We start from the raw sequence: 26965 nt of genomic DNA, 5'->3' as shown, positions 1-26965 counted from the left end.
TCATCATGCCTGCATGGAGCATGAATCCGCGCTGTTCGGCGGCCCAGGGGAGCAGATCGGGATCGGTGTGATCTGTCCGTTCGACATGGCACTCGACCGTGAGCTCTGGCGCTGGATGCCCGACGGGGTGTCGCTGTACTTCACCCGCACCGGATTCATCGACGCGCCGGTCGACGTCGACATGTGCCGGGACCTGAACAACCACACCGAGATCGCGGCAGCGGTCCGATCGATCTCGGCGGTGCGTCCCAGCGCGTATGCCTACGCGTGCGCGTCGGGCAGTTTCGTGTACGGGATCTCCGGGGCGGTCGAGCTGTCGAATTGCATGCTCGGTGCGGGTGCGCAGCGTGCGGTCACGACCTCCGAAGCACTTCTTCGCGCGCTCGACTCGCTGGGGATCAGTTGTATCTCCGTGGCAACGCCCTACACCAACGCGCTGACCGGACTGCTCTGCGACTTCCTCGCACAGTCCGGTCGAAGTGTGGTCGCGCAGTGCGGTCTCGGACGCGACCATGACATCTGGACCATTCCGTACTCGGTCACCGCCGACCTGATCCGGGGTGCCGATCATCCCGACGCCGACGCGATCTTCGTGTCCTGCACCAACCTCTGGACCTATGACGTCCTCGGGGCGCTCGAGGCCGAACTCGGCAAACCTGTGCTATCCGCCAACCAGGTCACGGCGTGGGCGACACTCGTCGACGCAGGCGTACTCACTCCGGGGTTTGCGCAGCCCCACACGCTGCCTGCTGCCGATCAGTCGCTGTTCACCCGTGCCGCGTGATGACACCGACGTAGGGTGGGGTATGGCCGCAGCACAGCCCTTCGACGCCGCAACCGACGCAAAGTACGTGCAGCTCACAACGTTTCGCAAGGACGGCACACCCGTCGCGTCGCCGCTGTGGGCGGCAGCGGAGGGCGAGACCCTGATCATGTGGACGGAGACGACGTCGTGGAAGGTCAAGCGGATTCGACGTGACCCGCACGTTGTCGTCCAGGCCTGCGATGCGCGTGGGAAGAACCTGCGGGGTCGGCCCGTGGAAGGTTCCGCGACGATTCTCGACGGCGCAGGCACCGAGCATGCGCGCCAGTTGATCGCGAAGAAGTATGGGATCGTCGGGTGGATCCTCGTGAAGGCGAGCAGACTGCGCCGGGGTGAGGACGGCACCGTCGGCATCTCGATCACTCCGCGGTGAGCGTCGACTCCGCAGGACGGGTCTCCGGGCGCCTACGTCAGCGCGTGACGTCGACGCTGTGCCGACGGTATTGCGCCGTGGCAACGCGCCCAGATCATCTCGTGCTCGACAGGTGTGATGGCTCCTGCGCGGAGACGACTGTCGGCGTCGCGTAGGACAGCCGCACGTACGCAGATCTCTCTCCGAGTGGAACGGGCAGCGGCGTCGGCTCCGTAACCCGTCCAGGCCTCCAAGGTGCGCGTCTGAGTGCGTACCCGATGTGTCTGATGTTCGACGACTGCCACGAGCGCCAGCGCCAGCACGATGCCGACGAACAGTCCGGCGAGGCCCGCATCGCCGACCGTTTCCGCGACGTACGCACTTGCCAGCACCACCGCGACTGCGATGAACGGCGCAGCACGCCAGATGCGCATCCACCGGACCTCGTGCTCGCTGATACCGGGTGGATACACGACGAGGCGATGGCACACCCAATGGCGCGCGTAGCCGACCTGGACGTATCCCCATCGCGCGGAACCGGAGACCACCGGCTGCAGATGCGCTGACTCGTTCATACGATCGGTTCTAATCCTGATAGGCGCGAGACCGCCCGTTTCTGACGCCTTCTCGACGTGGCGAGCGCAAATCTTGACGCGGCTTTGACGCGCACCTTCCGGTGAGGCCGACGATCCTCGACGACTCGGTGGCGGTCGCGCGTCGGGCGATCCGACATGCCGGGAATGCACCCGATCACATCACGAAGCCCGGCGCGCGAAGGTTGTGTCAACAAACCCCGCCGCTGCGTATGGAACGCGTTAAGAGCACTTCCCACACCGACGAATAGGACCGAAGCTGTGGTGCGCCGATCGCCAGCCCGACGGTCGGCATCGTCAGTCAAGGAGTGTGAAAAGTGGCCGATGTGCTCTACGTACTCGCCGCGTTGATCGGCTTTGCGATCTGCGTCCTGGTGGTCCGGGGCGTCGACGCGAGGATCGGCCGATGACCGCAGACGGAGTCGTGAACGTTGTCCTGCTGGTTCTGTCCGTCGCGACGGCGATCTATCTGATGATCGCGCTGATCAAGCCCGAGAGGTTCTGACCTGATGAGTGGTGCGCCGGCCGCAGAGTCGGCCGAGTTCGAGAGGTTGTGTTCGTGAGTTCTTCCGTTGCGGCGGCGCTCCAGGTGGCATTCGTCATCGTGGTGCTCGCAGCCGTCTATGTGCCGCTCGGCGACTACATGGCGCGTGTGTACCGAAGCACACGCGACCTTTTGCCGGAGCGCGCGATCTATTCGCTGGCCCGTGTCGATGCGCGGCGTGAACAGACGTGGGTGGGATACACCCTTGCGGTCCTGGCGTTCTCGCTGATCTCGTTCCTGTTCCTCTACCTGCTGCAGCGTCTGCAGGGAGTCTTGCCGTGGTCGGACGGCAAGGGCGGCGTGAACCCGGCGACGGCTTTCAACACAGCGATCTCATTCGTCACGAACACCAACTGGCAGTCGTACTCGCCCGAGGCCGTGATGAGCAATCTCTCGCAGATGCTCGGCCTCGCGGTGCAGAATTTCGTGTCGGCTGCGGTCGGGATGGCAGTGGCGGTCGCATTGATCAGGGGATTGGTGAATCGACGCGGTAACGGGTTGATCGGCAACTTCTGGGTCGATCTGACTCGCACCTGTGTCCGAATCCTTCTGCCGCTCAGTGTGATCGTCGCGGCGATCCTGCTCACTCAGGGTGTGGTGCAGTCGTGGCACAGCAGTTTCGGGTTCACGACGATGTCGGGTGAGCATGCGCAGAGCATGGTGGGGCCGTTCGCCTCTCAGGAAGCGATCAAGGAACTCGGCACCAACGGCGGCGGAACCCTTTCGGCGAATTCGGCGCACCCGTTCGAGAATCCGACGCCGTTGAGCAACGTCGTGGAAATCCTTGCGATTCTCATCATTCCGGTATGCCTGACCCGCACTTACGGGACGCTCGTGCGCGACCGTCGCCAGGGGCTGACGCTGCTCGGTGTGATGGCGACGATCTGGGGCGTGATGCTCGCACTCGTGTGGAGCTTCGAGTCGCACGCACACGGACTGGCGGCACAGGCGGCCGGCGCGATGATGGAGGGCAAGGAACAGCGATTCGGTATTCCCGGAAGCGCGTTGTTCGCCGTGTCGACGACCGGAACGTCCACAGGCGCAGTAAATTCCGCACATGACAGCCTTTCGGCCGGCGGCGGTGGCGCGGTGATCTGGAACATGCTGCTCGGCGAGGTCGCGCCAGGCGGAGTCGGTACAGGGCTCTACGGAATCCTGATGATGGCTGTGGTGACCGTGTTCGTCGGCGGGCTGCTCGTCGGGCGCTCGCCGGAGTTCCTCGGCAAGAAGATCGGGCAGAACGAGATCACCATGGCCGCACTGTATGTGCTGGTCATGCCTGCCCTCGTGCTGGTCGGGGTCGGGATCAGCGTGGCCATGAGCTCTACTCTCGACGCTCAGGGCAACAGCGGCGCCCCCGGTACGCCCGGCTCGATCCACGGCTTCTCCGAGGTGATCTACGCCTACGCATCGGCAGCCAACAACAACGGCAGCGCGTTCGGTGGCCTGACCGTCACCAGCGACTGGTTCCAGACATCACTCGGCTTGGCCATGCTGTTCGGCCGGTTCCTGCCGATCGTGTTCGTGCTCGCGCTCGCCGGGTTGCTCGGACGGCAACGGCCGCGGGGCGTGGTCTCGGCCGACGGGGTTTCGACAAGCTCAACCGGCGAGGGCAGTTCAACCGGCGTGGGCAGCTCAACCGGCGAGGGCAGCTCAACCGGCGTGGGCAGCTCAACCGGCGGTAGTGGGGTCGTTGCGGTCCTCGAGCGACAGGAAGCCGTCAGGGCCGAAGCCAATCTCCCCACACACGGGGTGCTCTTCGGCGCACTCCTGCTCGGCACGATCGTTCTCGTCGCCGGTCTCACCTTCTTCCCGGCCATGGCGCTGGGACCCATCGCGGAGGCACTTCTGTGAGCGTCAACACCATCGAATCCGACGTGACGTCCGAGGAGGCGTCGGCCGGGCAGGACGAGACACAACTCGTCTCACGTGGATCATTCGATCCACGACAACTCCTCACCTCGGTTCCGCAGGCGCTGCGGAAACTCAACCCGCGCGATCAGGCTCGCAATCCGGTGATGTTCGTGGTCTACATCGGATCGATCGTGACCACGGTCCTCGCCATCTGGCGACCGTCGTGGTTCGCGTGGTTGATCGCTGCATGGCTGTGGTTCACGGTGCTGTTCGCCAACCTGGCCGAGGCCGTCGCCGAGGGGCGTGGTCGTGCGCAGGCCGACTCGCTGCGAAAGGTCAAGCGCGACACGATGGCCCGGCGACTGGACGAGAACGGATCGATCTCGCAGGTGTCCGGCACCGCGCTGACGGTCGGCGACCTCATCGTCGTCGAGGCAGGCGAGGTGATCGCAGGTGACGGGGACGTCGTCGACGGCATCGCGACCGTCGACGAATCGGCCATCACCGGTGAGTCCGCGCCCGTGGTGCGTGAATCGGGTGGTGACCGGTGCGCGGTGACCGGTGGCACCGTGGTGCTCAGCGACCGCATCGTCGTCAAGATCACTGCCGCACCCGGCGACAGCTTCGTCGACCGGATGATCGCGCTCGTCGAAGGGGCGTCGCGCAAGAAGACACCCAACGAGATCGCGCTCGACATCCTGCTCGCCAGCCTGACGGTGATCTTCCTCCTCGCGGTGGTCGCCGTCGGACCGATGCAGCAGTATGCGGGCCAGAGCCCGGACGCCATCAAACTGATCGCGCTACTCGTGTGTCTGATCCCGACGACGATCGGGGCACTGCTCAGTTCGATCGGCATCGCGGGCATGGATCGCCTGGTGCAGCGCAACGTACTCGCCATGTCGGGACGAGCGGTGGAGGCAGCAGGTGACATCGACACCCTGCTCCTCGACAAGACGGGAACCATCACCTTCGGCAATCGGCGGGCCACCGAGATCTTCCCTGGGCCGGGTACGTCGACTGCAGAGCTCGCCGAGGTCGCCTACCGGTGCAGTCTCGCCGACGACACACCTGAGGGCCGCAGCATCGTCGAACTGTGTCTCGACGAGCACGACGTCGTGCCCGCCGATGCGGAAGCACTCGCTGCCACCCGCGGGCACGAGCATCCCGAGTACGAGGTGGTGCCCTTCACCGCGGAGACGCGGATGAGCGGTATCGACGTGTACGCGGGAGCCGATACCACGGTCGAGTACCGCAAGGGCGCTGCCGATGCCGTCGCGCGATGGGTGGCCGCGCTCGGCGGGACGATGCCACGTGAGGTCACCGAGCGTGTCGCCGAGATCTCGACGCGCGGCGGCACCCCCCTGGTCGTTGCCGTGAACGGTGAGGTCTCGGCGTCAACAAGGGGGACGACGGCCGTGGTCGACGCCCCGCGCGTGCTCGGCGTCATCCAGCTCTCGGACGTCGTGAAACCCGGTATGACGGAACGCTTTGCGCAGTTGCGCGAGATGGGTATCCGCACCGTCATGGTCACCGGCGACAATCCGCTCACCGCACGGGCGATCGCGGAGGAAGCGGGTGTCGATCACTTCGTCGCCGAGGCAACGCCGGAGGACAAGCTGGCCTTGATCCGTGCCGAACAGTCCGGTGGTCGTCTGGTCGCCATGACCGGCGACGGCACAAACGATGCGCCCGCGCTCGCGCAGGCCGACGTGGGCGTCGCGATGAACTCCGGGACGTCGGCTGCCAAGGAGGCCGGCAACATGGTCGACCTCGACTCCGACCCGACCAAGCTCATCGACATCGTCGCGATCGGCAAACAGTTGCTGATCACCCGCGGCGCGCTCACGACGTTCTCGCTGGCCAACGACCTCGCGAAATACTTCGCCATCCTGCCGGCCATGTTCGTGAGCATCTATCCCCAGCTCGACACCCTCAACATCATGCGGCTGCACTCGGCCCAGTCGGCGATCGTGTCGGCGGTGGTGTTCAACGCGCTCATCATCGTGGCGTTGATCCCGCTGTCACTGCGCGGTGTGCGGTATCGGCCCAGCTCGTCGTCGAAGTTGTTGGGGCGCAACCTACTCATCTACGGCGTCGGTGGCGTGATCACCCCGTTCGTGGGGATCTGGCTCATCGATCTCGTCGTTCGCTTTCTCCCGGGAATGGGGTAATCGCTCATGAACACCATCACGTCCGGATTCATCCGGCAGTGCGTCGTGGCATTCGCGATGCTCGCGGCGCTGACCGTCATTCTCGGCGTAGCCTACCCGACTGTCGTCTGGGCGGCGTCGCGCGTGGGGTCGAACTCCGCGGAGGGCTCACAGGTGACCGACGCGAAGGGTTGCAACGCAGGGTCGACGCTCATCGGGCTCGATCCGAAGGCACCGAGCGGGGCGGCCGACACCTTCCTGCACTCTCGGGTACTCGGGTCGGCAGACGACCCGATGGCCACCGGCGATCCGGCGGCATCGGCCGCGAGCAACCAGGGACCCAACAGCGAGACCCTCGAACACAACATCGCCGCACGGCGTGCGCTGATAGCGCAGCGTGAGGGGGTCGAACCGTCGGCGGTACCCGCGGATGCGGTGACCGGTTCCGGGTCGGGCCTCGACCCGCAGATCAGTCCGGAGTACGCGGCGATCCAGATCCCGCGTATCGCGCGCAACACCGGGAAGTCGGAGAGTGCGATTCGTGAGGTCGTCGACGCCCATACCTCCGGCAGGCAGTGGGGATTCCTGGGGCAGGAGCGCGTCAACGTCCTCGAGGTGAACCTCGCGCTGGGACACACGGCGTGCAAATGAGCACCGATCACCGGGTGAGGGGCCGGTCGGTGTGGACGAGCACGTCGCGCCGGTCGACCGTCAGCCCTGATTAGACTCACGTCCATGGGTTCAGGTGCCGACGCCCGGGGAAGGCTCGAAGTCTTCCTCGGGTGTGCGCCCGGTGTCGGCAAGACCTACGAAATGCTCTCGCATGCACGAGGTCTCGCCGACGAGGGTGTCGATGTGGTGATCGCGGTGGTCGAGTCACACGGCCGGTCGGCCACGGCTGCGCTAACCGAGGGACTCGAGGAGATCCCGCGCCGCGATGAGGTCTATCGCGGCGCGGTCCTCGAGGAGATGGATCTCGATGCCGTGCTGGCACGTGCCCCACGGGTCGCACTGGTCGACGAACTCGCGCACACCAACGCTCCGGGATCTCGAAACGCCAAGCGGTGGCAGGACATCGAAGAGCTGCGCAACGCGGGCATCGACGTGCTGACGACCGTCAACGTGCAGCATCTGGAAAGCCTGAACGACGTGGTCGCGCAGATCACCGGCGTCATCCAGCGTGAAACCGTTCCCGACGCCGTGGTGCGTGCCGCGGACGAGATAGAACTGGTCGACATAGCCCCCCAGGCGCTGCGCCAACGCCTCAGCGCGGGCAAGGTGTACCCGGCCGGACGCATCGACGGAGCGCTCTCGAACTACTTCCGGCAGGGCAACCTCACCGCTCTACGCGAGTTGGCGCTGCTGTGGCTGGCCGATCGCGTCGACGACAATCTCGCCGACTATCGGGCAGCACACGCGATCACCGACACGTGGGAAGCCCGCGAACGTGTGGTTGTGGCGATCACCGGGGGACCGGAATCGGCGACGTTGATGCGCCGGGCCAGTCGGATCGCGTCGCGATCGAGCGCCGAACTGGTCGTGGTGCATGTGGTCCGTGGCGACGGACTCGTCGGGACGCCTGCAGCGGATCTGTCACGACTGCACGAGTTGGCCAAGGGATTCGGGGCACGTATCCACACGATCGTCGGTGACGACATCCCGTCGACGCTCCTCGACTTCGCGCGCGGCGTCAACGCGACCCAGCTGGTGCTGGGCACCTCTCGCCGACCGCGGTGGCAACGTCTGTTCGACGAGGGCGTCGGCGCGAACGTCGTTGCACACAGCGGCAAGATCGACGTCCACATGGTCACCCACGACGAGACGCGACGCCGCAATCGCCTTGACATCCGAGACACGCGATTCCACCGTCCGCTGAGCTGGGTCGCCGCGATCGTCGTACCACTCCTCGTGACCGGTGTGCTCGCGATCCTCGACCGTTGGCTCGGGTTCGCCAGCGAGTCCGCGTTGTTCTTCGTGACGGTCCTCGCGGTCTCGATGCTCGGAGGTATCGGACCGGCAGCGTTGTCGGCGGTGGTGTCGGGGCTACTGCTCAACTACTTCTTCACCGATCCGCGGTTCACGTTCACCATCAATGAACCCGACAATCTGATCACCATCCTGGTCATGCTGGTGATCGCGATAGCAGTTGCCGCGCTGGTGGATTCGGCAGCGAGCAGGCGGCGCCAGGCCAGTCTCGCCAGTCGCGACGCCGAGTTGCTGGCGTTGTTCTCCGACGCCGTCCTCGGCGGTGCCGACGTCTCGGCGCTGCTCGCGCGGGTCCGCGAAACCTACGACCAGAGTGCCGTCTCGGTGGTGCACGCCGTCGATGACAGACCGATGGTCGACGCCGCTGTGGGCGACGACCCGCCGCGGCGCGCCGAAGACGCCGATACCGTGTGCCCGGTGCCCGGCGGCGAATACGAATTGCTGTTGCGCGGGCCCAAGCTCGGTGGCCGCGATCGCCGAGTGCTCGCCTCGGTGGCCACCCAGGCGGCCGGAGCGGTGCAGCGTCGTCGACTCGAACGCGAGGCCGCCGAGGCCCGTGCGCTGGCGCAGACCGACGAGATGCGACGTGCACTGCTCTCCGCGGTGAGTCACGACCTGCGGACGCCCCTGGCGGGTGCGAAAGCTGCCGTGTCGAGTCTGCGCGCCAGCGACGTGACGTTCAGCCCGGAGGACACCTCCGAGCTTCTCGCGACCATCGAGGAATCCGTCGACCATCTGTCAGCGCTGGTGGGCAATCTGCTCGATTCCTCCCGGCTCGCCGCCGGAGCGGTGCGCCCGAAACTGCAGCGCACCTACCTCGTGGAGGTGGTACATCGAGCGGCAACCGCGGTGAGCTGGGTCGGCGGACCGATCCCCGAGATCGCCTTCACGTTCCACGCCATGTGGGCATACACCGATGGAGGTCTGCTCGAACGGGTGCTGGCCAATCTGATCGACAACGCGGTGCGCCACGGAGGTGGCGGTGGGGTCGCGGTCACAGCGGAGTCCGAGAGCGACAACGACGGGTCGGCGCGTACGGTCATCCGTGTGATCGACCATGGGCCGGGCATTCCGGCCGATCGACGTGACCAGATCTTCGACGCGTTCGTCCAAGGTGGTGACCGCAACGGAGCCGACGGTGGCGTCGGTCTGGGCCTGTCTGTGGCACAAGGCTTCTCGGCTGCCATCGGTGGAAAGCTCGGCGTCGAGCAGACCCCCGGGGGTGGGACCACGATGGTGGTTTCCCTGCCCGCAGGAGACGACTCATGAGTGAGGGAATCCGGGTGCTGGTTGTCGACGACGAGCCACAGTTGTTGCGCGCGTTGCGGATCAACCTCTCCGCGCGTGGATTCGCCGTCACGACGGCATCGACCGGCGCGGCTGCGCTCACCGCGGCGGCGAAGGTGAATCCTCAGGTCGTGGTGCTCGACCTCGGCCTGCCCGACATCGACGGATTCACCGTCCTCGAGGGGCTTCGGGGCTGGACCAACGTGCCGGTCATCGTGTTGTCGGCGCGTGGCGAGTCCGTCGACAAGGTGGCGGCGCTCGATGCAGGTGCAGACGACTACGTGACGAAACCGTTCGGGATGGACGAGTTCCTCGCGAGACTGCGTGCAGCGGTGCGTCGCGGGGTCGCTGCACCCGATGCGTCGGAGGTGCCGGTCGTCGACGCGGGTGACTTCGTCGTCGACCTCAGTGCCAAGCAGGTATCCCGTCACGGCGAGCAGGTGCACCTGACGCCGACCGAATGGGGGATTCTGGAACTGTTGGTGCGCAATGAGGGAAAACTCGTGGGGCAGCGGGAGATTCTGTCAACCGTGTGGGGTCCGAAGTATCTCAACCAGACCAACTACCTGCGTGTGTACCTGGCCAGTCTGCGTCGCAAACTCGAGGACGACCCGGCACATCCGGTGCACCTGCTCACCGAGGCCGGGATGGGATATCGCTTCGTGCGTGGGCATACGGCGCCGCAGTGAACAATCCACCGAGTTTGTCGCTGTGCGGGGTCAGACCCGCAAGTCTCGCACCCTCCCAGGCTGTCACCTGATTCGCGGTGAGCACGGGTTTACCGATCTGCTGCTCGAGGTCGGAGATCCAGGCAATGGTGTGTAACGCCGTGTCGGGCACGAGAACAGCCTGCGCCGCGGGACGGTCTGCGTCGAGCACCATGTCGAACAGCGCGTCACCGTCGAGGGTGCCCGCGTCGGAAGCGGTGAGGATGTCGTGGGCCAACAGGTCGACGACGTCGATGCCTGCGCCGCCGAGGAATGTCGTGAAACCCGTCGCGACCTCGGCGGGATAGCTCGCCGCGATCGACACCGTGTCGATGCCCAGGGCGTGGCACGCACCCGCGAATGCGAGTGAGGTCGACGACGCGGGCAGTCCGGTGGCCTCCGACAGGGTCTGTGCCTGGCGGTGGGCCCCTTCCCAGCCGTACAGGAAGCTGCCCGAGGTGCACGCCCACATGAGTGCCGCGGGTTGGTGTGCGCGTGCTCGGTGAGCGCCTTCGAGGAGCCGATCGGACTCACCGACAGCACGCATGGCGCCGACCGTGTGATCGTCGGAGTCGATCTCGGTGATCACCACGGGCAACTCGATCGTGTGTCCGAGGGCGTCCTCGATCAGTCGGTAGTCGTCTTCGGCTGCATGGCCCGGGTAGAGAATTGCGATTGCAGCGGTTGTCACGGATGGTCCTCCCGACTAGATTGTCAACAATCAAACAATTGTCTCTCACACCGTATCGGAACCCGAGGTGACCATGCAGGACTCAATACGCGCGATGTCGGCGTCGGAACTCGGTGATGCCTATCGCAGCGGATTGCTCAGTCCCGTCGACGTCGCGGCGGAACTACTCGACACCATCGCCGAGGTGAACGCCGAGATCAATGCCTACTGCCTCGTGGACCCGGATACGACGATGGGCGCGGCACGGGAGTCTGCGGCGCGATACGCGGCGTCGGCCGCTCGCGGCCCCCTCGACGGTGTGCCGGTGTCGATCAAGGATCTCTTGCTCACCGACGGCTGGCCGACGCTGCGCGGCTCACTGACCATCACACCCGAAGCGCAGCCATGGGACGTCGACGCCCCCGCCGTTGCTCGATTGCGGGAAGCCGGAGCAGTGCCACTCGGGAAGGTCACAACGCCCGAGTTCGGTTGGAAAGGCGTGACCGACAGCCCCCGCACCGGCGTCACGCGCAACCCCTGGTCGCCGGATAGAACCTCGGGCGGCTCCAGCGGCGGTAGCGCTGCCGCGCTCGCGGCAGGCCTCGGACCCCTCTCGGTCGGTACCGACGGAGGTGGCTCGATCCGGATTCCCGCCGCGTTCTGCGGCATCGTCGGATTCAAGCCGACCCTCGGCAGGGTGCCGATGTATCCGCCGAGCCCGTTCGCTCCGGTTGCCCACGTCGGACCTATGACACGGACCGTCGTCGACTGTGCACTGTTGCTCGACGTGCTCAGCGGATTCGACTCACGCGACTGGTCGGCCGCGGCGACCCCCGACCCGGCCGCAGCCACGCTCGCCGCAGGCGACGGCAGTCTTGTGGGAGTGCGCATCGCCTACAGTCCCGACCTCGGCTATGCAACCAATGATGAGGCGGTGCAGGCGAATACCGACGCAGCCGTGGAGGTGCTGCGGTCGCTTGGTGCCGAGGTGGAAGAAGTCGACATCGGCTGGGACGATCCGGTGTGGGCCTACCACACGGTGTGGTTCGCAGGCGCTGCCGCCGTCGTCGGCGCACTCGACGGGGCAGCACGCCGGCTCGTCGACCCGAAATTGCTCGCAGCCCTCGAGCGACACCGTGACTTCAGCGCGCAGGATTACGTCGACGCGACTGCGCTGAGGATGTCGATGGGTACGCAGATGGGTGCCCTGCACGAAAGATTCGACATCCTGGTGACACCGTCGATGCCATCGGTTGCCTTCGAGGCCGGCGTCGACGTGCCTGCCGGGTCGTCGTCGCAGGACTGGACGTCGTGGACGCCCTACAGCTACCCGTTCAATCTCACCGGCCAACCGGCGATCACCGTACCGAGCGGGCTCGCTGCATCCGGAGAATCGCTGTTGCCCACCGGGATACAGCTCGTGGGCGCTCGACATGACGATGCGACGGTACTGCGTGTGGCTGCCGCGTACGAAACCGCAGCGCCTTTCGCGTCGATCATTTCATCTGCCCATCAACGAAAGTCAGGATGATCCGTGGCCGACAGATTCATCGTTGTCACACTCACGTCGCGTGAGGTCAGTGCGCGAGCCCGCTTGCTCGACGACGAGGCCCCGCGCACAGCCGCCGCGGTGTGGGACGCACTCCCGTTGGGCGGTCAGGTGTTCCACGGCAAGTTCGCGCGCAACGAGATCTACACGCTCACCCCCGCATTCGCCGAACACGAACCCGGGCCGGAGAACACAACGGTGACGCCGATCCCCGGCGACCTTTGCTATTTCACCTTCGACGGTGTACTGGACAATCCCGCTTACGGTTACGAATCGAGTGCAGCTCCATCCGAACACTCGCTACTGATCGACCTCGCTGTCTTCTACGGACGAAACAACTTGCTGGTCAACGGCGACGTCGGCTGGGTTCCGGGAAATGTGTTCGCCACCATCACGGAGGGCCTCACCGAGTTCGCCGCTGCATGTAACGACGTGTGGATGGGTGGCGCTCGCGGCGAAACCCTGACATTTGCGCGCGCATAGAGTACGAAGAAGAGGATGATCACGATGGCAACAGACGGACACCGCGGAAAGTCGGCGGGACGCCGACGGGTGCTCGAGCCGATCGAACAGGAGTCGACTCCCGCGATCATCGCTCGGAAGTTGCATGATGCGATCGCGAACGGTAACTTTCCGTCCGGTTCACAATTGACAGAAGCGGGTCTCGCGGCCGACCTCGGGGTCAGCCGCGGACCACTGCGCGAGGCGATGCAACGACTCACAGCCGAGGGGCTGCTGGTCAGCCATCGCAACCGTGGCCTGTTCGTCGTCTCGATGGATGACGACGACATCCGCGACATGTATGTCGCGCGAACCGCAGTCGAACGAGCTGCGATCGAACAGGTGATAGCCCATGCGGATCCGGAAGCGGTGGAAGCCCTCGGCGAGGCGGTCGCGCAGATGCGGCGACATATAGACGATCCGAACGGCGCAGACATGGCCGAAGCGGATATGCGGTTCCACCAGACACTGGTGGATCACGCGCGGAGTCAACGACTATCGCGTTTGCACAGCACGATTCTCGTGGAGACGCGAATGTGCTTGCGCGCGATGCGGGGAACCTATTCCTCGGGAAAGGAACGCACAGACGAACACCAGGCATTGGTGGACGCCATCGCAGCAGGGGATGCGGCGGCGGCCGACGTGCTGATGATCGAACACATGCGGGACGGACTGCATCGACTGGTCGGCGACGCCGACCGGGACGACGTGTCGCCTGCAGAAGTAGCTCTGTAGCAGGCAGCAGGCCGGCGATGCTCCCTTCACTTCCAGAAATGTGGTGAGGGTCCGCCGATGTCGCACCGCACGAGCCGATCACCGCCCACCGATGTGAGTCACCGGTAAGACACACTGGCCCTGATTTTCTCCAGGAAGGCACAGATGGCTACGGCAAACTCCTCGGCAACCTATGAGGAACTCGCACCCGATCCGGAATCGCGAGAAGGTAAAGCACTACTGCGCAAAGCAATCGGCGCATCAGCAATCGGAAATGCGACCGAGTGGTACGACTACGGCGTCTACGCCGCGACGGCGACATATCTCACACACGCATTCTTTCCCGGTGATCTCGGATCCATCGGCACGATGCTCGGTTTTGCCATCTCGTTCGTGCTTCGCCCACTCGGCGGCATGATCTGGGGTCCGATCGGCGATCGCATCGGACGAAAGTCGGTGCTCGCGATCACCATCCTGCTGATCGCCGGTGCAACCGCTCTCATCGGTGTGCTGCCGACCCACGCGGTGGCAGGGGTGTGGGCGCCTATCCTGCTGATCGCGCTGCGCGTGGTCCAGGGCTTCTCCACCGGCGGTGAGTACGGCGGTGCCGCGACGTTCATGGCCGAATACTCACCGGACAACAAGCGCGGCAAGTACGGCTCGCTCCTGGAGTTCGGCACTCTGGCCGGCTTCAGTGCCGGTACCGCGATCGTGTTGCTGCTCGAAGTGCTGCTCACCGACGACCAGATGCAGACGTGGGGCTGGCGCATCCCGTTCCTGATCGCGCTGCCGCTCGGCCTGATAGGTCTGTATCTGCGATCGCAACTCGAGGACACCCCGGTCTTCCAAGAACTCGACAAGCGCGACGAGATCACCGGAAACGCCTACACGCGTTTCAAGGATCTGTTGGTCAACTACTGGAAGCCGATCCTCATCATGTTCGGCATGGTCATCGCGCTGAACGTCGCGAACTACACTCTGCTCGCCTATCAGCCGACCTACCTCAAGGAAACGATTGGACTCTCCGAGTCGTCGGGCTCCACCGTGGTGCTGATCGGACAGCTCGCGATGATGGCGGTCATCCCGTTCTTCGGAGCGGCGTCGGACAAGACCGGCCGCAAGCCGATGTGGTGGATCTCCCTGATCGGGCTCTTCGTGCTCGCGTTGCCGCTGTACTGGTTGATGGGTAAGGGATTCGTCTGGGCGATCGTGGGATTCGTGATCCTCGGCTTGTTCTACGTGCCGCAGCTCTCGACCATTTCCGCGACGTTCCCTGCAATGTTCCCGACGCAGGTGCGCTACGCCGGATTCGCGATCTCCTACAACGTGGCCACCGCGGCCTTCGGCGGAACTGCCCCGCTGGTCAACGACGCGGTGGTGAGCGACACGGGGTGGAACCTCTTCCCCGCGGTCTACATGATGGGCGCGTGTCTGATCGGTATGGTCGCACTGGTCTTCTTGAAGGAGACTGCCGGAGCCTCGTTGCGCGGCACGGCGATTCCCGAGCGCACCGATGACATCTCGGTGCCGCAGGGGACCACGACGTCGTCGACTCGCTGACGGGACACCAGCACGCGCGTGGCGTCGCTCGCCGCCGATAGGATGTCGACCATGTCGAGGCCAGCGTCCTATCATCACGGCGACCTCGCCGCGGCACTGGTGCAGGCGGCGATCGGACTGCTCGAAGAGGACGGCTCCGCTGACCTGTCGTTGCGCGCGGTCGCGCGTCGTGCTGGTGTGTCACCTGCCGCGCCGTATCGGCACTTCGCGGACCGCGACGCTCTCGTCTCGAGTGTGGCCGCCGTCGGCTACCGCGAACTCGCCGAACGATTGAGTGCAGCCAGTGCGGCGCCGACGAGTGTCGACGATCTCGGCGACATCGCAGTCGCCTATGTGCGATTCGCACTCGAGCGTTCGGGCTTGTTCCGTGCGATGTTCGCCGAGCGGTGCGATCCAGCGAGCCCCGAGCGGGCCGAAGCCGTGGCCGTCATTCACGACTATCTGGCTTCCGTTGTGGCGGCGGCTGTCTCGACGTCCGACCCCGAGGCGGCGGCGACTGCCATGTGGTCCCTGGTGCACGGCCTGGCTTTCCTGCACCTGGGCGGGAAATTCTCCGAGGCGTCGGCGACGGAGGTCGATGCGCGCGTGCGGTCCGCAGTGCGTGCGGTGATCGAGATGGGTGGTCTCGACAAGCCCGACCGGTGACGATGAGCCAGCCGACGGTGATCGACCGTCGGATGGGGGAGTCAGCCGAGCAGTTCGAGCGCGACCAGCGCGTAGGCCCGGGCGGCGGTGACGAGATCGTCGACGGCGACGGACTCGTCGGGTTGGTGTGCCTGTGTGTTGATGTTGCCGGGCCCGCAGACGATTGCGGGTATGCCGAGGTCGCGGCTGACGAATCCGCCGTCACAGGCGGCGGTCCAGCCCCCTACGGATGTCTCCACCTTCAGGGTGGTCAACGCGTCGACTGCGGCGGTGACCAGCCGGTGGTCGGCTGCAGTCTCGAAACCCGGCATCTCCATCGTGACCGCCACCTCGACCTCGATGCCGTCTGAGTCGATGCCCGCCGCAGAGATGCGCCCGCGCAACCACGCGGCGACCTCGTGTGCGCTCTCGTCCGGCATCAGTCGACGGTCGATGCCCAACGACGCCATCGGCGCGACCACCGAGATGCCCTGACCGCCGCTGACGGTTCCGACGTTCCAGGTGCCCGAGCCGAGAAGTCCGCCTGCTCGGGAGGTCATCGATTCGTGGTCGGCGCGGATGATGTCGATGATCGACGCAGCCGCGTAGATCGCGCTCCTGCCGTCGTCTGGTCTACCGGAGTGCGCCGCCTTACCTCTGATGTCGATCTCCAGATACGACGCTCCCCGGCAGCCGCGGACAACGAGAAGATCGGTCGGCTCGGCGACGATGCAGCCGAGGAAGTCGCGGGCGGTGTCCTGCCGTCCGACGAGGTCGCGGACACCTGCGCCGTGTTCTTCCTCGTCGACGGTGCACACCAGTTGGACGGGGCCGGACAGGCCGCCGTGCGCGGCAAGCGGTGCCAGCGCGGACATCGCCGCGACCGCCGCGGCGAGACCGCCCTTCATGTCCACGGCACCGCGCCCCGTGAGCATGCCGTCGACCAGCCGCGCCTGATACGGGTCGGCACTCCAGCCGGGGCCCGCGGGAACGACGTCGGAGTGGCCGAGAATCATCAGTCCCGGTCCGTCGCCGCCGGGCAGCGTTGCGATCAGGTTGGGCCGTCCCGGTGCCACCTCGTGGGTGGTGACGGTGAACCCGGCACCGCGGCAGGCGTTGTCGAGGACGGCGACCGCGCGTTCTTCGGTGCCGCCGGGATTCTCGCTGGGAGCCTCCACCAGTGCACCGGTGAGCGCGGCGATCTCGTTCGGACAGATCCGCGCCAGTACCGCCTCGGATTCGCTCACCGTCACCGGCGTGACCTCCCTGATCTGCGTGCGGTCACCCGCTGCGGCTCATCTGTTCTGTGCCATCCTCTCGCAGGTTCCGGCGAGACGTCGAATTCCCTCGTCGATCCGCTCCGGGGTGCTCGACGCGAAGCACAGCCGCAGCGCATTGCGGAACCGACCCGTCGGGGACAGCGCGGGACCCGGGATGAACGCGACACCGTCGGCGAGTGCGATCTCGAACAACTCCCGGGTGTCGATCTCGGCGAACTCGCCGCTCAACGTGAGCCAGAGGAAGAAGCCGCCGTCGGGGTCTGTGGTGGTGACCCGGTCACCGAAGTGACGCGCGATCGACGAGATCATCGCGTCCTTGCGCTCGCGATAGAGAACACGCAGACCCGCGAGGTGGTCTTCGAGCCCACCACGCGCGATGTATTCGGCGACGATGTGCTGGTTGGGCACGTTGGTGCACGTGTCCATCGCCTGCTTGCCGTTGATGAGGAGCTGTCGGAGCGACGGGTCGGCGTCGACCCAGCCGACCCGCCAGCCGGGCGCGAGGATCTTCGAGAACGTGCGCACCGAGAAGATCAACGGATCGCCCGGTGAGAGTGTCTGGAAGGTCGGGACGTCGTCACCGGAGAAACGCAGCAGGCCGTACGGGTCGTCGTCGATGATCACTGCACCCCACTGATGCGCGAGCCGCAACAGCTCACGTCGACGCTCCTCCGACATCGTCACCCCGGACGGGTTCTGGAAGGTGGGGATCGTGTAGATCGCCTTGGGCGTCCGTCTGGTGCGTGCCACGAGGTCCTCGAGGGTGTCGACCTGCATGCCGTCGTCGTCGACGGGCACCTCGAGGAGTTGCGCACCGTAGGAGAGCGCGGTGGCGCTGCCGTTGGTGTACGTCGGTGATTCGACCACCACGAGGTCGCCGGGATCGACGAACAGTTTGGCTGCGAGGTCGAGTCCCTGCATCCCGCCCGTTGTGATGACGAGGCGGTCGTGACTCGACGGATCGGGTGTGGTGGCCAGGTAGTCGACGAGGAGCTGCAGCAGACGCGGCTCGCCCTCGGTGGCTCCGTAGGTGAACGACGAGTTGTCGAGGATCTCACCGGCGATCCGACGGAACTCCTCGGCCGGCACGGCCTCGTCGGCAGGTGAGCCCATCGCGAACCGCACGATGTCGTGTGTCTGGGACGCCAGTAACGAGGTCGACGAGTCGATCATCGAGCCGACGAGATCCTTGGCGCGCCCGGCGAGCGGCAGTGTCTGTGCTCCGCGCCGGACATCGTGGAGGGATTCGGTTGCGGGGGCCGCTGTGGCGTTGGTGATGGTCATGCTGACACCTCATTTCCTGATCAGTTCGCGCGGGAACCCCGTGAAGGTCTCCACACCGGTGGGGCTGACGCGTACCGACTCCGAGAGTTCGAATCCGTAGTCGTCCATCCACATTCCGCAGACGATGTGGAAGGTCATGTTGGTCTCCAGTATGGTCTCGTCCTCGGAGCGGATGCTGATGGTGCGCTCACCCCAGTCTGGTGGGTAGCCGATCCCGATGGAATAGCCGAGACGAGAAGGCTTTTCGAGGCCGTACTTGGCGAGGGTCCAGTTCCAGGTCGACGCGAGTTCGCGAGTGGCGATACCGGGTTTGATCGCCTCGAGGACATTGTTGAGCCCCTCGGCCGTTGCCCCTGCCACGTAGTCGAGGTCTTTCGACGGTGTGCTCAGTGCCACGGTGCGGGCGAGCGGGCAGTGATACCGATTGTGGGCGCCGGAGAGCTCGACGACGACGGCCTCGTCCGCGGTGAACGTTCCCTGGTGCCAGGTCAGGTGGGGTGTGTCGGCGGCGGCGCCGGTTGGCATCATCGGCACGATCGCAGGGTAGTCGCCACCGAACTGTTCGGTGCCGGTGATCTGCGCCTGCGAGATCGCTGCAGCGGCGTCGCATTGCCGCACACCGACATCGATCGTCTCGATGGCGGCACGCATCGCCTCCGAACACACCATGCCTGCCTGGCGCATCAACTGCACCTCGGCGTCGGACTTGACCGAACGCACCCAGTTGACGAGTTCGAAGTTGTCGACCAGCTTCCACTCCGGTATCGCGTTGTACAACGCACGATAAGCCTTGGGGGAGAAGAAGTGTGAGTCCATCTCGAGCCCCACTGAACCGGCACGTGACGCGGGTGCGATCTGATGGCGTTGGCGCAGCGCCCACGCGACCCAATCGAATGGGTGGACATGGGGGCGATGCACGTAGCTCTCCGGGTAGCCGATGATCTGGTCCTCGGGCAACCACGTGGTGCGGTGTGCGCCATGGGCATCCATCTCGCGCGCGAAGAACAACATGTCGCCCTCGATCGGGACGAAGAGCATCTGCGGGGTGTAGAACGACCACGCGTTGTACCCGATGAGGTAGAAGATGTTCGCAGGGTCGGTCACGATGATCGCCGAGAGTCCTTGCAGGTCCATCCGTTCGCGCACGCGCGTCAGCCGCTGCTGGTACTCGCTGTCGGTGAACAGCTGGGCGCCGAGGTACACCTATCGCCTCCTTGGTGTTGTCAGTGCGGGCGTCGTGATCGCGGGGGTTGTCAGCGAGGGGGTTGTCAACGGCGTCGAATCGGGGTGGATGTGTATGCGACGTCGAGGAACTCCTCGATGCCGAGACGACCGCCTTCGCGGCCGAGACCCGACTCCTTGATCCCGCCGAACGGCGCCGCGGGATTGGAGACCAGACCCGTGTTGACTCCGACCATACCGACCCGCAGGCCCGAAGAGATGGCGTCGAGGCGCTCGGCGTCGCGGCTGCACACGTAGCCGACGAGGCCCGCGGGGGTGGCGTTCGCGAGCTCGATCACGGCGTCGTCGGCGTCGGCTCCCTGACCGTCAAACGGGATCAGAGCCGCCACAGGGCCGAAGATCTCGGCGGACATGAGCATCGAGTCTGCGCGTACGTCGCGCAGCACGGTTGGCGGATAGAAGTAGCCCGGCCCGTCGGGGCGCATGCCTCCGCAGAGCACGGTCGCACCGCGAGAGACGGCGTCGTCGACCAATTCGGTGACCTTGTCGACAGCTTTGCGTTCGACGAGTGGCCCGACGTCTGTCCCGTCGGCCATGCCGTCGCCGACCCGCAGTCCGGACATGCGTCGGGTGAGCATGTCGGAGAACTCGTCGATGACGTCGCGATGCACGAAGATCCGGTTGGCCGCGGTGCACGCCTGTCCGGTGTTGCGCATCTTGGCGACCATCACTGCCTCGAGCGCGCGGTCGAGGTCGGCGTCGTCGCACACGATGAACGGCGCGTTGCCACCGAGCTCCATCGAGGTGCGCATCACGGTGTCCGCGGCCTGCCGGAGCAGGAGCTTCCCGACCGCCGTCGAGCCGGTGAAGCTGACCTTGCGTGCCAGTCCGGACGACATCCACGTTCCGACGACCTCGCCGGGGTTGCTGGTGGTCACCACATTGAGGACGCCGTCGGGCAGACCGGCCTCGCTCAGCGTCTCGGCGAGGAGGAGGGACGTCAACGGCGTGAGTTCCGCCGGTTTGAACACCATCGTGCAGCCCGCGGCGATCGCCGGTCCGATCTTGCGGGTGCCCATCGCGAGCGGGAAGTTCCACGGGGTCACGAGAATGCACGGCCCGACCGGTCGATGCTGCACGACGACGCGGTTGTTGCCGTCCGGGGTGAGGAAATGATCACCACCGACGCGGACGGCCTCCTCGGCGAACCAGCGGAAGAACTCGGCACCGTAGGCGACCTCACCGCGTGCCTCGGCGAACGGCTTGCCCATCTCGGTGGTCATCACGGTGGCGAACTCGTCGGCGCGCGCGGTGATCAGCTCGTACGCGCGGTAGAGGATCTCGCTGCGGGCGCGCGGACTCGTCGCGGCCCAGTCGGCTTGCCGATCCGCAGCGACGCGCAGGGCGGCCAGAGCGTCGTCTGCGGTTCCGTCGGCAACGGCGGTCAAGGCCTCACCGGTCGCGGGATTCTCGACGTCGAAACGTCGACCCGACACCGCGGGAACCCACCTGCCGTCGACGAACAGATCGGTCGGCAGGTCGGATACGACCGTCCGTGGGGGCTCGGTGAGTGTCATCGGGTTCCTTCCTCGGATGGGTTCAGGGCTTCGGCGAGCACCTCGGCCAGGTGGCGGCCACGGGAGGTGACGCCGGGTTCGGTGGCGTTCAGATGGTCGACGCTCATGGCGCAGCTGAATCCGTCGGTGATCACCGGGCGGTCGGGAGCTGCGCGCAGCGTGGGAGCCAGCGCATTCTCGGCAACCGCGACGCTGACCTCGTAGTGGCCACGTTCGAAGCCGAAATTGCCTGCAACCCCGCAGCATCCGTCCGCGGTCGTGACCTCGACCCCCAGCGCGCCTAGAGCGCTCGTCGACGACTGTGCGCCGAACGCGGCATATTCGTGGCAATGGGTCTGCACCGTCACCGCATCGGGAAGGTCGGGGATGCGCAGCCCGGCGTCGACCAGCGTGGGCAGGTGTGTGGCGAAACTGCTGACGCGGGCCGCGACCCGGCGCGCGGCCGGTGTGTCGACGAGTTCGGGTAGATCCGTGCGCAGTGCGGCGGCGCAACTCGGTTCGGCGACCACGATCGGGCGTTCGGTGCCGTCGTCGAGTCGATCAGCGGTGCGCCGCAGTACCTTTCGGGCGTGATCGAGTTGTCCGGTCGAGATCCAGGTGAGGCCGCAGCACACGTCGTCGCGCGCGGTCACGGTGTCGCCGGTGGCTCCGAGTACCGTGGCGGCAGCGGTCGCGACCTCTGGCCGGAACGCCTTGGTGAAGGTGTCGACGACCAGGACGACGTCGGCGTTGTGCGTCGACGGTAATCCTCGCCTGGTGCGGCGTGCTGCGCGGCGGCCCGCGAATCGCGGCATCGCGCGGCGGGCGTCGAGTCCTCCGGCACGTGCTGCCAGCCCGCGCGCGAACGGTATGTCGAGCGCCCGGTTCACCACGGGCGCCACCGCGGATGCGACGGGAAGCCACGCGGGCATCCAGCCGAGCGAATAGTGCGACAACGGACGCAGTCGGCGGCGGTAATGGTGCGAGAGGAACTCAGCCTTCAACGACGCCATGTCGACACCGGTCGGGCAGTCGGTCGAGCATGCTTTGCAGGACAGGCAGAGGTCGAGTGCATCGGCCACCTCGGTTGACCGCCAACCGGAGTCGACGCTCGAGGCCGTGCGCACCATGTCCTGCAGTACCCGGGCGCGGCCCCGCGTCGAGTCCTTCTCGTCGCGCGTAGCGCGGTAGCTCGGGCACATCACACCGCCGCTCGTGGTGCGGCAGCGTCCGACTCCGATGCATCCCTGGACGGCATGGACGAACGGGTCGAGTGATACCGAGCCCGCGGACGAGTCGTTGGTGCCGTGCGTGTGCCACTGACGGTCGGGCACGTCGGCAAGCGCGAGGTCGGCGGTGATGGGACGCGGTTCGACGATGCTTCCGGGGTTGAGGATGCCGGTCGGATCCCAGATCTCGGAGAACTCCGCGAAGGCGTGCAGCATCGCGTCGGAGTACATGATCGGAAGCAGCGCGGAACGTGCACGCCCGTCACCGTGCTCGCCTGACAGCGAGCCGCCGTGTGAGACGACGAGTTGCGCTGCCCGAGTGCAGAACCGGGACATCACGTCACGGCCCTCTGCGGTGCGCAGGTCGAAGGTGATCCGCACGTGCATGCACCCTGCGCCGAAGTGTCCGTACATGACGCCGGTGAGGTCGAATTCGTCGAGGAGTGCGGTGAAGTCGTCCAGGTAGTCGGCCAGTCTGTCGGGTGCGACGGCTGCGTCCTCCCAGCCGGGCCACGATTCATGGGTAGACTCACCCTCGGCGTCCGGATCGACGAGGCGTGCCGACAGCCCCGCGCCGTCCTCACGGACGCGCCAGAGTGCGCGCCTGCGGGTTTCGTCGTCGACGAACGCGGCGTCGACCATGCGTCCCCGTGTGCGAAGGTGCTCTAGTAGCCGCTTGGCCGTCGCGGGTACGTCAGGCTCGGATTGTGCTGCGGCGCTCTCGTTGTCGAGGTCGATGAATAGCCACGAGTCTCCGTCGGGGAGTCCTGCGACGGTCTCCGGCCCGCGGCGGGCCGCCATCGTGGCGACGATTCCCCGATCGATTCCCTCGATCGCCGACGGAGCGAAGGGAAGGATGTCGGGAACGTCTCTCGCAGCCTCGGCGACGGACCGGTAGCCGACGCAGACGAGCAGTTGCGACGTCGGTGCAGGCACGAGCCGGACTCTGGCGCCGACCACGAGAGCGCACGTGCCCTCACTTCCGACGAGTGCGCGCGCGACGTCGAAACCGTTCTCCGGCAGAAGATGCGCCAGGTGATATCCCGACACCTGGCGGGGGATCTGCTCGAGCTGGGTACGAAAGATCGCGAGGTTGCGTCTGGTCAGTTCGGCGAGGGCGTCGGTGAGTTCGTCGGCTCGAGCCGAAGCGGGCAGGTCGTCGGGGAATGTCGGTTCGACGCCCGATCGCGTTGCAGTCAGCCGTAAACCGTCGGCGGTGACGAGGTGCAATGCCTCGACGTGGTCGGTGGTGCGACCGTGTCGTACCGAATGGTTGCCACACGCATCGTTGCCGATAGCGCCGCCGATAGTCGCCCGCGACGCCGACGACGGGTCGGGGGCGAAAGTGAGACGGCCGTCCGTGGCGCTGCGTGTCGCCGCGGCGAGGTGGCTCAGCACGACACCCACCTCGACGTCGGCGATCGCGGCGTCCTCGTCGATGCGGTTGACGCGCGTCATGTGGCGTGAGAAGTCGAGGATCACGCCGGTGCCGATGGCGTTGCCCGCCATCGACGTTCCACCGCCTCGAGCGATGATCGGCGTACCGAGTCGATGACAGCACTGCGCGATCAGCACGACGTCGTCGGCGTTGCGCGGGAACACCACTGCCGTCGGCCGCACGCGGTAATTGGATGCGTCGTAGGAGTATTCGGACAGTCGACGCGCGGAGGCGTCGACGTCGACGCCGAGCGCGGCCAGTTCGGTGACGATTGCGGGGATGGACGCCTTTCGCGTGGAGGTCGTCGGTGTCGGCAGATGCTGGAGAACCATCGTGTACGGCTACGAACCGTCGGTGTGTGCGCGCTCGCCCGCGACCTCGGCCAGCGCCGAAGCGAATCGCTTCGTGCCCATGGCGATCTCCTCGTCACTGACCACGAGGGCCGGGATCAGGCGGACGACGTTGCCCTCGGGACCGCAGGTGAGAGTCAGCAGGCCGTGGCGCGTGGTGGCTTGTTGCACGGCGAGAGCTGCAGCGGCGTCGGGGCGCGTCGCGTCGCCGTCGCGTGCGACGAACTCGATACCGACCATCAGGCCGAGTCCACGAACGTCGCCGACGACGTCGTATCCCGCGGTGACTTCGCGGATGCCGCTCAGCAACTGCTCACCGCGGACACGGGCGTTCTCGACGAGTCCTTCGTCGTCGATGACGTCGAGCGTCGCGACGGCCGCTGCCGCCGCGACGGCGTTGCCACCGTAGGTGCCACCCTGCGATCCCGGCCACGCCTTGCTCATCAACTCTGTCGGTGCCGCGATCGCCGAGATGGGGAAGCCGGATGCGAGACCCTTTGCGGTGATGAGGATGTCGGGGGTCAGGCCGTCGGCGTGTTGATGCCCCCAGAACTTGCCTGTTCGACCGAAACCCGCCTGCACCTCGTCGACGACGAGCAGGATGCCGTGACGATCGGCGCGCTCGCGGAGTCCTGCGAGGAATCGTGGCGGTGTCGGGAGGTAACCGCCGTCGCCGAGGACCGGTTCGATGAGGAATGCCGCGGTGTCGTTGGGTGCGACCCGTGAGGTGAGCAGGTAGTCGAGTTCTCTGAGCGCGAAGTCGACTGCGGTGTCGGTGTCCCAGCCGTAGCGGTAGGCGTAGGGGAAGGGTGCCATGTGGACGCCACCCATGAGCGGTGAGAAACCCGCCGAGAATCGGGTGCCCGCGGTGGTGAGGCTGGCCGCTGCGACCGTGCGCCCGTGGAATCCGCCCTGGAAGACGATGATGTTCGGCTTCGCGGTGGCCATGCGTGCCAGACGCACCGCAGCTTCCACTGCCTCGGAGCCGGAGTTGGCGTAGAAGACAGAATCGAGCCCCATGGGCAGTACCGCGCCGAGCTTGTCGGTGAGTTCGAGCAGCGGCGGGTGCATCACGGTGGTGTACTGCGCGTGGATGATCCGGGTGCACTGCTCCTGGGCCGCTGCCACGACCCGCGGGTGGCAGTGACCCGTACTGGTGACGCCGATCCCGGTGGTGAAGTCGAGGTAGTCGCGTCCGTCCGTGCCGTGGATCCAGGAGCCCAGGGCGTGGTCGACGATTACGGGTGTCGCCTGCTTGAGGATCGGCGAGAGCGAAGCGGTCTGCTGAGCGAGGACGCGGGGCGATTCGACGACGGTCATGGGTACACGGTGTACCCGGATCGTCGGATTGTCAACAATTAGACATTGACGCTGCCGGGACGACGGCGAATGCCTACGGTGGGGGGATGTCCGAACCCGTGTCGCCCGCGCGTGTGCGCCCCACCCTCGTCCTGCTCGGTGCCGACGATGCACCGAATCCGTACAACCTGACGGAGCTCGAAGCGCTCGCCGACGTGCGTGAGTGCACCGTCGAGACCCTGCCACAGGCGCTACCGGGCGCCGACGTCCTCGTGGTGTGGGACTTCTTCTCCCGTGCCCTGCGCGACAACTGGGGCACCGCCACGGAATCGTTGCGGTGGGTGCACGTCTGCGCGGCAGGCGTCGATTCACTGCTGTTCGGCGAGTTGGCCGACTCCGACATCGTCGTTACCAACGCGCACGGCGTCTTCGACCAGCCGATCGCAGAATTCGTCCTCGCGTCGATTCTGGCTCGAGACAAGCAATTGCACACCTCGGCGCGACTGCAGGCCGCGCACGAATGGGTGTGGCGCGAAACGACCAGAACGGCGGGATCGTCGGTACTCGTGATCGGTACCGGAGGGATCGGCCGGGCAATCGCGCGGTTGCTGCGCGCGGTCGGCATGCGCGTCACAGGTGCCGGCCGCAGAGTGCGCGACGACGATCCCGACTTCGGTGAGGTGCGGGCGACCGACGACCTCGTCGAGTACGTCGGAGAATTCGACAACGTCGTCGTCGTGGCGCCGCTCACGCCCGAGACCGACGGCATGATCGATGCCTCCGTGCTGAAAGCGATGCGATCCGACGCGCACCTCGTCAACGTCGGCAGGGGCAGGCTCGTCGATGAGCAGGCACTCGCCGACGTCCTGCTCGACGGTGGCATTGGTGCGGCATCGCTCGATGTCTTCGTCACCGAACCACTCCCTGCCGACAGTCCGCTGTGGTCTTGCGACAACGTGGCGATCTCGGCGCACATGAGCGGCGACGTGGTCGGTTGGCGGGACGAACTCGCCGATCAGGTCCTCGACAACCTGCGACGGTACGTCGAAGCGGGGCCCGCATCTCACGGAGCGGAGTTGTCGGCAGCGCTGCGCAACGTCGTCGACAAGCATCGTGGGTACGTGGCGTCGGGCCGGTGAGCTCGATCCGCAGCGGATGGTCGACCGGTGCGTCGGTTGTCTGATCGGCCTGCTGGCGCGACGTGTCGCGGGGTCACGCGGGGTGTGAGCACCCTGAAGTAGGCTATAGCGCGATGACCATCGTCTATTTCGTGATCGCAGCCGTGGCGCTTGTCGGCGCGGCGGCGTTGCTGTGGCTCGACCGGCAGCGCTCCAGCGGTACACGCCATCAGCGCGCCGTGTGGGGCGACGCCCACGACTTCAAGTATCGCGCGTCGGATACCAAGCTGCGCAAGGTGTTTCATCGCGCGACGA

The 26965-nt window shown here is 66.1% G+C and carries 23 protein-coding genes; 15 read left to right on the top strand and 8 right to left on the bottom strand.

The window, feature by feature from the left end; all coding sequences use genetic code 11:
• Positions 1–13: 13 nt before the first annotated feature.
• Positions 14–784: a maleate cis-trans isomerase family protein gene (locus GOOTI_RS11680; protein WP_007238796.1), complete on the top strand. Its 771-nt coding sequence runs from the start codon at positions 14–16 to the stop codon at positions 782–784.
• Positions 785–806: 22 nt separating this feature from the next.
• Entirely contained in the window at positions 807–1196 is a 390-nt protein-coding gene (locus tag GOOTI_RS11675; RefSeq protein WP_007238795.1) for a PPOX class F420-dependent oxidoreductase, read from the top strand.
• Positions 1197–1228: 32 nt separating this feature from the next.
• On the opposite strand, the gene GOOTI_RS11670 is transcribed toward GOOTI_RS11675, so the two are convergent.
• Positions 1229–1750: a DUF6611 family protein gene (locus GOOTI_RS11670; RefSeq protein ID WP_007238794.1), complete on the bottom strand. Its 522-nt coding sequence runs from the start codon at positions 1748–1750 to the stop codon at positions 1229–1231.
• Positions 1751–2174: 424 nt separating this feature from the next.
• Between GOOTI_RS11670 and kdpF the strand changes: the two genes are divergently transcribed.
• From kdpF to GOOTI_RS11640, 6 genes are all read left to right on the top strand, one after another.
• On the top strand, positions 2175–2273 hold the full coding sequence (kdpF, locus tag GOOTI_RS11665; RefSeq protein WP_051997949.1) for a K(+)-transporting ATPase subunit F: 99 nt from the start codon (positions 2175–2177) through the stop codon (positions 2271–2273).
• A 54-nt stretch (positions 2274–2327) separates the two neighbouring features.
• Complete coding sequence (gene kdpA / locus GOOTI_RS11660) at positions 2328–4166, top strand: potassium-transporting ATPase subunit KdpA (protein ID WP_039993992.1); 1839 nt, start codon at positions 2328–2330, stop codon at positions 4164–4166.
• Positions 4163–6337, top strand: a complete 2175-nt coding sequence (kdpB, locus tag GOOTI_RS11655) for a potassium-transporting ATPase subunit KdpB (RefSeq protein ID WP_007238792.1) — start codon at positions 4163–4165, stop codon at positions 6335–6337. The genes kdpA and kdpB overlap by 4 nt, the downstream gene beginning before the upstream one ends.
• Before the next feature lie 6 nt (positions 6338–6343).
• The gene (locus GOOTI_RS11650) at positions 6344–6967 is read left to right on the top strand and encodes a potassium-transporting ATPase subunit C (protein ID WP_007238791.1); all 624 of its coding nucleotides are present in this window, start codon (positions 6344–6346) and stop codon (positions 6965–6967) included.
• An 84-nt stretch (positions 6968–7051) separates the two neighbouring features.
• Entirely contained in the window at positions 7052–9571 is a 2520-nt protein-coding gene (locus GOOTI_RS11645; protein ID WP_007238790.1) for a DUF4118 domain-containing protein, read from the top strand.
• On the top strand, positions 9568–10278 hold the full coding sequence (locus tag GOOTI_RS11640) for a response regulator (protein WP_007238789.1): 711 nt from the start codon (positions 9568–9570) through the stop codon (positions 10276–10278). Before GOOTI_RS11645 ends, GOOTI_RS11640 begins: the two co-directional genes overlap by 4 nt.
• Here the strand turns inward: GOOTI_RS11640 and GOOTI_RS11635 are convergent.
• On the bottom strand, positions 10223–10987 hold the full coding sequence (locus tag GOOTI_RS11635; RefSeq protein WP_007238788.1) for a maleate cis-trans isomerase family protein: 765 nt from the start codon (positions 10985–10987) through the stop codon (positions 10223–10225). The two genes, GOOTI_RS11640 and GOOTI_RS11635, sit on opposite strands and share 56 nt — an antisense overlap.
• A 73-nt stretch (positions 10988–11060) precedes the next feature.
• Here GOOTI_RS11635 and GOOTI_RS11630 point away from each other — a divergent pair, with 73 nt between their 5' ends.
• From GOOTI_RS11630 to GOOTI_RS11610, 5 genes are all read left to right on the top strand, one after another.
• Positions 11061–12497, top strand: a complete 1437-nt coding sequence (locus tag GOOTI_RS11630) for an amidase (RefSeq protein WP_039993991.1) — start codon at positions 11061–11063, stop codon at positions 12495–12497.
• A 3-nt stretch (positions 12498–12500) separates the two neighbouring features.
• Positions 12501–12998 (top strand): DUF3830 family protein, encoded by a 498-nt coding sequence (locus GOOTI_RS11625; protein WP_007238786.1) that lies wholly within the window; start codon positions 12501–12503, stop codon positions 12996–12998.
• 15 nt (positions 12999–13013) lie between these two features.
• A complete protein-coding gene (locus GOOTI_RS11620) occupies positions 13014–13751 on the top strand; it encodes a GntR family transcriptional regulator (protein ID WP_007238785.1) in 738 nt (245 codons plus the stop codon).
• A gap of 144 nt (positions 13752–13895) precedes the next feature.
• Positions 13896–15290 carry an MFS transporter gene (locus GOOTI_RS11615; RefSeq protein WP_007238784.1) on the top strand — a complete coding sequence of 465 codons (1395 nt, stop codon included), beginning with the start codon at positions 13896–13898 and terminating at the stop codon, positions 15288–15290.
• Positions 15291–15341: 51 nt separating this feature from the next.
• Positions 15342–15935: a TetR/AcrR family transcriptional regulator gene (locus tag GOOTI_RS11610; protein WP_007238783.1), complete on the top strand. Its 594-nt coding sequence runs from the start codon at positions 15342–15344 to the stop codon at positions 15933–15935.
• A 41-nt stretch (positions 15936–15976) separates the two neighbouring features.
• Here GOOTI_RS11610 and GOOTI_RS11605 read toward each other — a convergent pair whose 3' ends face one another.
• The 6 genes from GOOTI_RS11605 to GOOTI_RS11580 all read right to left on the bottom strand — a co-directional run bounded on the left by GOOTI_RS11605 (position 15977) and on the right by GOOTI_RS11580 (position 25553).
• Entirely contained in the window at positions 15977–17167 is a 1191-nt protein-coding gene (locus GOOTI_RS11605; protein ID WP_007238782.1) for a M20 family metallopeptidase, read from the bottom strand.
• A gap of 42 nt (positions 17168–17209) precedes the next feature.
• A complete protein-coding gene (locus GOOTI_RS11600) occupies positions 17210–18478 on the bottom strand; it encodes an aminotransferase-like domain-containing protein (RefSeq protein ID WP_007238781.1) in 1269 nt (422 codons plus the stop codon).
• A 9-nt stretch (positions 18479–18487) separates the two neighbouring features.
• The gene (locus tag GOOTI_RS11595; protein WP_007238780.1) at positions 18488–19681 is read right to left on the bottom strand and encodes a M24 family metallopeptidase; all 1194 of its coding nucleotides are present in this window, start codon (positions 19679–19681) and stop codon (positions 18488–18490) included.
• A 65-nt stretch (positions 19682–19746) separates the two neighbouring features.
• The gene (locus GOOTI_RS11590; RefSeq protein WP_007238779.1) at positions 19747–21237 is read right to left on the bottom strand and encodes an NAD-dependent succinate-semialdehyde dehydrogenase; all 1491 of its coding nucleotides are present in this window, start codon (positions 21235–21237) and stop codon (positions 19747–19749) included.
• Positions 21234–24215, bottom strand: a complete 2982-nt coding sequence (locus GOOTI_RS11585) for an FAD-binding and (Fe-S)-binding domain-containing protein (RefSeq protein ID WP_007238778.1) — start codon at positions 24213–24215, stop codon at positions 21234–21236. The genes GOOTI_RS11590 and GOOTI_RS11585 overlap by 4 nt, the downstream gene beginning before the upstream one ends.
• A gap of 9 nt (positions 24216–24224) precedes the next feature.
• The gene (locus tag GOOTI_RS11580; RefSeq protein ID WP_007238777.1) at positions 24225–25553 is read right to left on the bottom strand and encodes an aspartate aminotransferase family protein; all 1329 of its coding nucleotides are present in this window, start codon (positions 25551–25553) and stop codon (positions 24225–24227) included.
• Between the two features lie 86 nt (positions 25554–25639).
• Between GOOTI_RS11580 and GOOTI_RS11575 the strand changes: the two genes are divergently transcribed.
• Both GOOTI_RS11575 and GOOTI_RS11570 read left to right on the top strand, forming a co-directional pair.
• Entirely contained in the window at positions 25640–26671 is a 1032-nt protein-coding gene (locus tag GOOTI_RS11575; RefSeq protein ID WP_007238776.1) for a D-2-hydroxyacid dehydrogenase, read from the top strand.
• 113 nt (positions 26672–26784) lie between these two features.
• Positions 26785–26965: TtfA family protein (locus GOOTI_RS11570; RefSeq protein WP_007238775.1), on the top strand; the 181-nt coding region annotated here is incomplete at its 3' end.

This window comes from Gordonia otitidis NBRC 100426, assembly GCF_000248075.1.
Taxonomy (GTDB): domain Bacteria; phylum Actinomycetota; class Actinomycetes; order Mycobacteriales; family Mycobacteriaceae; genus Gordonia; species Gordonia otitidis.
This window is presented reverse-complemented; position numbering and strand designations above follow the sequence as displayed.